Source organism: Pseudomonas sp. AGC41, assembly GCF_057334555.1.
The window spans coordinates 3,873-9,066 of sequence record NZ_JBHFJB010000063.1; the positions used below are offsets into that span (position 1 = coordinate 3,873).

5 protein-coding genes are annotated in these 5,194 nt (G+C 62.0%); 1 reads left to right on the top strand and 4 read right to left on the bottom strand.

Features of this window, described 5'->3' with window-relative positions:
• Window positions 1–167: 167 nt before the first annotated feature.
• Together ACE04F_RS11855 and ACE04F_RS11860 are read right to left on the bottom strand one after the other, a co-directional pair.
• Window positions 168–959, bottom strand: a complete 792-nt coding sequence (locus ACE04F_RS11855; protein WP_486106884.1) for a transporter substrate-binding domain-containing protein — start codon at window positions 957–959, stop codon at window positions 168–170.
• Window positions 960–1,047: 88 nt separating this feature from the next.
• Complete coding sequence (locus tag ACE04F_RS11860; protein WP_486106886.1) at window positions 1,048–1,701, bottom strand: TetR/AcrR family transcriptional regulator; 654 nt, start codon at window positions 1,699–1,701, stop codon at window positions 1,048–1,050.
• Between the two features lie 142 nt (window positions 1,702–1,843).
• Here ACE04F_RS11860 and ACE04F_RS11865 point away from each other — a divergent pair, with 142 nt between their 5' ends.
• Complete coding sequence (locus ACE04F_RS11865; RefSeq protein WP_486106887.1) at window positions 1,844–3,067, top strand: arabinose transporter; 1,224 nt, start codon at window positions 1,844–1,846, stop codon at window positions 3,065–3,067.
• On the opposite strand, the gene ACE04F_RS11870 is transcribed toward ACE04F_RS11865, so the two are convergent.
• Window positions 3,064–3,696, bottom strand: coding sequence for a response regulator (locus ACE04F_RS11870; RefSeq protein ID WP_305500528.1), 633 nt, complete (start codon window positions 3,694–3,696; stop codon window positions 3,064–3,066). The genes ACE04F_RS11865 and ACE04F_RS11870 overlap by 4 nt on opposite strands.
• Window positions 3,697–3,727: 31 nt before the next feature.
• A complete protein-coding gene (locus ACE04F_RS11875; protein WP_486106890.1) occupies window positions 3,728–5,089 on the bottom strand; it encodes a cache domain-containing protein in 1,362 nt (453 codons plus the stop codon).
• Window positions 5,090–5,194 lie beyond the last annotated feature (105 nt).

Sequence of the window (5,194 nt, forward strand, 5' to 3'; positions counted from 1 at the left end):
CGCTCCCACAGTGGTTTTGGGTTGGACTCAGGATCTGCATGTGCCACAGATGCTCTTGTGGGAGCGAGCCTGCTCGCGAAAGCGGTGTGTCAGTCGATGAAGATGTTGACTGATCTGGCGCCTTCGCGAGCAGGCTCGCTCCCACAGGTTTTATATTTGCAGATACATCACTGGGCGCCGGGGACGGCCAGCCACTGTCCGATCACTTTCTGGTAGCTGCCATTGGCCTTGCTCAGGTGCAGCCACTGGTCGACGTACATTTTCCAGGTGTGATCGTCGCGCGGCAGCAGGTAGGCCTTCTCGCCGTATTGCAGGTACTGGGTCGGGTTGACGGCGCACAGGCCCGGCTTGAGTTTCTGCTGGTAGAGCGCTTCGGAGGCATCGGTGATCATCACGTCGGCGCGTTTTTCCAGGAGCTCCTGGAAGATGGTCACGTTGTCATGGAAAGCCAACTGGCCCTTGGGCAGGAATGCCCGCACGAAGGCTTCATTGGTGCCACCGGCCGGCTCGACAAGACGCACCGAAGGCTGGTTCATCTGCTCGATGTTCTGGTAGCGCGATTGGTCTTCGCAACGCACCAGGGGGATCTTGCCGTCAACGTCCAGGGTGCTGCTGAAATAGGCTTTTTTCTGCCGCTCCAGAGTCACCGAAATCCCGCCCATCCCGATGTCGCACTTGCCGGCCAACATGTCTGGCATCAGGGTTTTCCAAGTGGTCTGGACCCATTGCACCTTGACGCCGAGGCTGGTGGCGAGCGACCGGGCCATGTCGATGTCGATGCCCTCGTATTCACCTGACTCGGCCTTGTAGGTATAGGGCTTGTAGTCACCCGTTGTGCACACCCGCAGTTCACCTTGTTGCAGGACCTTGTCCAGATGCGAAGGGGTTGGCTCGGCCAGGGCGTTGCCGCAGAACGCCAGCAGGCCACAGAACGTCATCGTGCTTGTTATGGTTTTCATGGATCGGACGTCTCGCAAAGGGAGGGACAAGACGGGCGAGTGTAGTAAAAGTGTCGGCGGGCTGTCACCGGATCGTCGGGACCAGCAGTCAGCTGGGTGCGATCTCGGCGGCTTTCTGCCGCAGACTCTCCAGATAGGCACAGAACATGTCGGCCATGGCATCGGCATAGGCCCGGATTTCCTCGCCGGAGCGTGGCGTTGTCGAAAATCGCTTACCCACGGAACCGAGCGTGGTGATGATCAGGTCACCGGCCAGGGCGCGCGCCTGCACGCTGGCTTCCGGCAGCACTTGTTGCATGAAAGCGTCTACCGATTGCTGCACCGAGATTCGCGCCGTCTGATGTTCCGGGGCATCGCGGTAGAGCGGGGCGGCGTCATTGAGGGCGATGCGTATCTGCGCCTCGTCGCATTCGGACTGGATGAACACCTGCACCAGATCCCTCAAGCGCTGCAGAGGCGGCTTGCCCTGGTCCTCGAGGATGTCGCGCAGCATGGCGGTGGTTTGTTGCCACTCGTCACTCTGCAACCGGAACAGGATCGCCGCCTTGTTCGGGAAGTATTGATACACCGACCCGACGCTGACGCCCGCGCGCTCCGCCACACGAGCCACGGTGAAACGCGGGGCGCCGTGGCTTGCCAGAACCTGAACAGCCGCCTCCAGGACGGCCGCCACGAGTTCGGTGGAGCGGGCCTGTTTCGGCTGTTTGCGCGAGGAAATCTGCGGGCTTGGGCGTTCGGACATTAAGGTCATGCACCTCGAAAGGAATGCGAATAGGCAATGCGACGGATTATTCGTATCTTGAATGCGACTAATTGATCGCATTCTAGTCGGCTGCACAGACGCCGTTCAACTTCACTTCGCATTCCATTCCGTGGGTAGGATCATGACTCGAGAAAATCTTCATCACGGCGCCGCATCGGCGCTCGGGGCAACCGTCGAGGCCAATCCGGCGCTCAGGCTGTTGCCGCTCACACTGACCGTGTTTGTCGGTTTCCTCACCATCGGCATGCAATTGCCGGTCTTGCCGCTGCACCTGCATGACACGCTGGGCATGGGCACGCTGGTGATTGGCCTGGTGATCGGGGCACAGTTTGCCGCGGCGCTGCTGTCACGGGCCTGGGCCGGCAATTTTGCCGACCTGCGTGGCGGCAAGCGCGCGGTCATGGCCGGGCTGGTGACGGCCGCTGTGTCCGGGCTGGTCTATCTGCTTTCCCTGGCGTTCGTTGCCGCGCCGGTTACGGCGGTCTGGCTTTTGTCGGGCGGCCGCGTGCTGCTGGCGATTGGCGAAAGCCTCATCGTCACCGGAGCGATGGGCTGGGGCATCGGCCTGGTGGGGCCGCAGCATGCCGGCAAGGTCATGGCCTGGAACGGCATCGCCATGTACGGCGCCTACGCACTGGGAGCGCCGCTCGGTGTTGCGTTGAATGCCGGTTGGGGCTTCGTGGGCATCGTCCTGGCCTCGATGTGCGTGCCGCTGCTGGCATTGGCGATTGTCGCCGGTGTGCGCGCCGTCGCCCCTACGGCGACCCGGCGTACACCGTTCTACAAGATGCTCGGCGCCGTCTGGGTTCCCGGCCTGGGGTTGGCGTTCTGCAGTGTCGGTTTTGGTGTTCTCACGGCGTTTATCGCGCTGTTGTTCGCGGCCCGGGAGTGGGGCAACGCTTCGTTGGCGTTCACCGCGTTCGGCGTGGCGTTCATCGGTGCGCGCCTGCTGTTCGGGCACCTTCCGGACAAGATTGGTGGCGCCCGTGTGGCACTGGTCTGTGTGTTGATCGAAAGCGTTGGGCTGCTGCTGATCTGGAGCGCCGACAGCGCGACCAGCGCCTACCTGGGGGCGGCACTCACCGGTTTCGGTTATTCCCTGGCGTTTCCGGGTTTTGGCGTGGAGGCGGTGCGGCGTGCACCACCCCAGGCTCGCGGTCTCGCCATGGGCGCCTATGTCGCCTTTCTCGATATTGCCCTGGGCATCACCAGCCCGCTGGCCGGCCTGTTGGCGAGTGGCTGGGGCATTGGTGCGGTTTACCTGGGCGGCGCCATCGCCGTGGCGCTGTCGTTTGTAGTGGCTTTGGTGTTGCTCGGAAGGCAGCCAGGCAAGCTTCCTCGCTAGCGGGAAACCAGTCCGTGATCGATCGCGTATTTCACCAGCGCCGCAGGTTTGTCGATATTGAGTTTGCGGCGGATGCTCAGGCGGTGGGTTTCGACGGTGCGTACGCTGATGTCTAGCTCACGGGCCATTTCCTTGTTGTTCAGCCCCTCGACCATTTTCGCCAGGACCTGGCTCTCGCGCGGCGTCAGTTCGCTGTCGGTGTTCGGGTCGGTGGCGAGGCGCTGGGCAATCTCGGCGCTGTAGAAGGTGCCGCCGCCGATGATGGCTTCGATGGCGGCAATGATCTCCTTGGAAGGTGAATTCTTCAGCACGTAACCGCTGGCACCGGCGCGCACGGATTCACTGATGTACTCATGATTGTCGTACATGCTCAGGATGAGGATCTTCAAGCCGGGGTATTGCTTGCCCAACAGCCGGGTCAGCTCGAGGCCGTTCATGTCCTTCAGGCCGATGTCCATCAGCAGCAGGTCCGGCTGGCAGCGCCCGACCATGTCGATCGCCTGCGCGCCGTTCTCCGCTTCGCCGACCACGTCCAGGCGAGGCATGACGGACAACAGCGCGCGAATGCCGTCACGAACCAGCGAGTGATCGTCGACCAGGGCGACGCGTATGGCGGGGGGCAGGGTCATGGGCAGGTGCTCTTGTGGAAATGAACGCGCATCAACTTTCCGTGGCCGACAGGGTCATGGGCAAGAGGATATCCAGTTCGCTTCGTCCAGGAACCGAGGTCATTTCCAGCCGCCCGCCAAAATGCTCGACCCGTTCGCGGATATTACGCAGGCCGATGCCGGTATGACCACGCTCGACCTGCGGGACGTTGAAGCCCATCCCGTCATCCACCACGGTCAGTCGCAACGACTGGCCTGAACCGAACAGGGTGATGGCGACACGTTTCGCCCCGGCGTGTCGCTCGATGTTGGTCAGCGCCTCCTGGGCAATCCGGAACAGCGAGACCGGGGCGCCGTTTTCCAGGCGACAGTCGAACTCGTTGCTTCGGTAGGACACTTCCAGGCCACTGCGTTGTTCGAATTCGGCCGCGAGCTGGCCGATGGCGGCGGGCAGGCCCAGGGTATCGAGCAACGAGGAGCGCAAATCGTGGGAAATACTGCGGATTTCACCGATCGCTTCGCCCAGTCGATCGGTGGCATTCTTGAGGATGCCGAGGCCATTTTCCTGCCCACTCTCGATCACATGACTGGCCAGTTCGAACTGGAACTTGATCGACACCAACAGCTGGCTGATGCCATCGTGGAGCTCGCGCGACACCCGTGAGCGCTCTTCCTCCTGCAAGCTGACGATACGCTGGTTCAAGCGCTGCAGTTTCTTGTCGGCCAGGCGATGCTCGCTGACATTGAGGGTGATGCCGCCGGCAAACACCAACAGCACCGCCACCAACGCAATGGCGGCGATGGCCTGCATGGTTGTGTGGATGCCCTGGGCCACTTCGGCGCGCGCCTGCTGGGTGGCGCGTTCGACGTCTTCCAGGTAGATCCCGGTGCCGAGCATCCAGCCCCAGCGATCGAGCATCACGACGTAGGCGAGCTTGTCGGTCACCTGGCCGGAGGAGGGCTTGTTCCAGGCGTAGCGTTGAAAGCCTTCGCCTGATTCGGCGCTCTTGAGCAAGGCCTGGATGACCGGCAGGCCCTGAGGGTCCTTCATGTCCCAGAGATACTGCCCCACCAGCTCCGACTGGCGGGCGTGCATGAGGCTGCGACCCTGGCGGTCGTAGACGAAAAAATAACCGTTGATGCCAAAGCTGAGCTTGCGCAGTTCTTCCAGCACCTGCTGCTGCGCTCGCGCATCTCCCTGGCCGTCGTTGTACAACGGGGCGATCAGGCTCTGCGCCATCTCTACGTAGTTCTTCAGTTCGGCGCGTTTACTGGCCAGGATACTGTCTTCGATCAGTTGCGCCTGTTGGTCACCCAACTGGCGATTGAGCGAGATGACCAAGGCACCAATAACGGTAATCGCCAGGACCAGCGGCAGGATCCCGAGAGCGACGATCTTGTGTTTGAGCAGCATCTGTACTCCTGTCCGGATCCGGCGGGGAGGCGAATGGCGGCATCATATGCCAAACCCATGGGCGAAACATAAAACCCGTGGGAGCGAGCCTGTGTGGGGGGGGGG

Bases quoted from the DNA above. Each gene is read 5' to 3' on its own strand.
- ACE04F_RS11860 (WP_486106886.1), bottom strand. From the start codon at position 1,701: ATGTCCGAACGCCCAAGCCCGCAGATTTCCTCGCGCAAACAGCCGAAA.
- ACE04F_RS11875 (WP_486106890.1), bottom strand. From the start codon at position 5,089: ATGCTGCTCAAACACAAGATCGTCGCTCTCGGGATCCTGCCGCTGGTC.
- ACE04F_RS11865 (WP_486106887.1), top strand. From the start codon at position 1,844: ATGACTCGAGAAAATCTTCATCACGGCGCCGCATCGGCGCTCGGGGCA.
- ACE04F_RS11855 (WP_486106884.1), bottom strand. From the start codon at position 959: ATGAAAACCATAACAAGCACGATGACGTTCTGTGGCCTGCTGGCGTTC.
- ACE04F_RS11870 (WP_305500528.1), bottom strand. From the start codon at position 3,696: ATGACCCTGCCCCCCGCCATACGCGTCGCCCTGGTCGACGATCACTCG.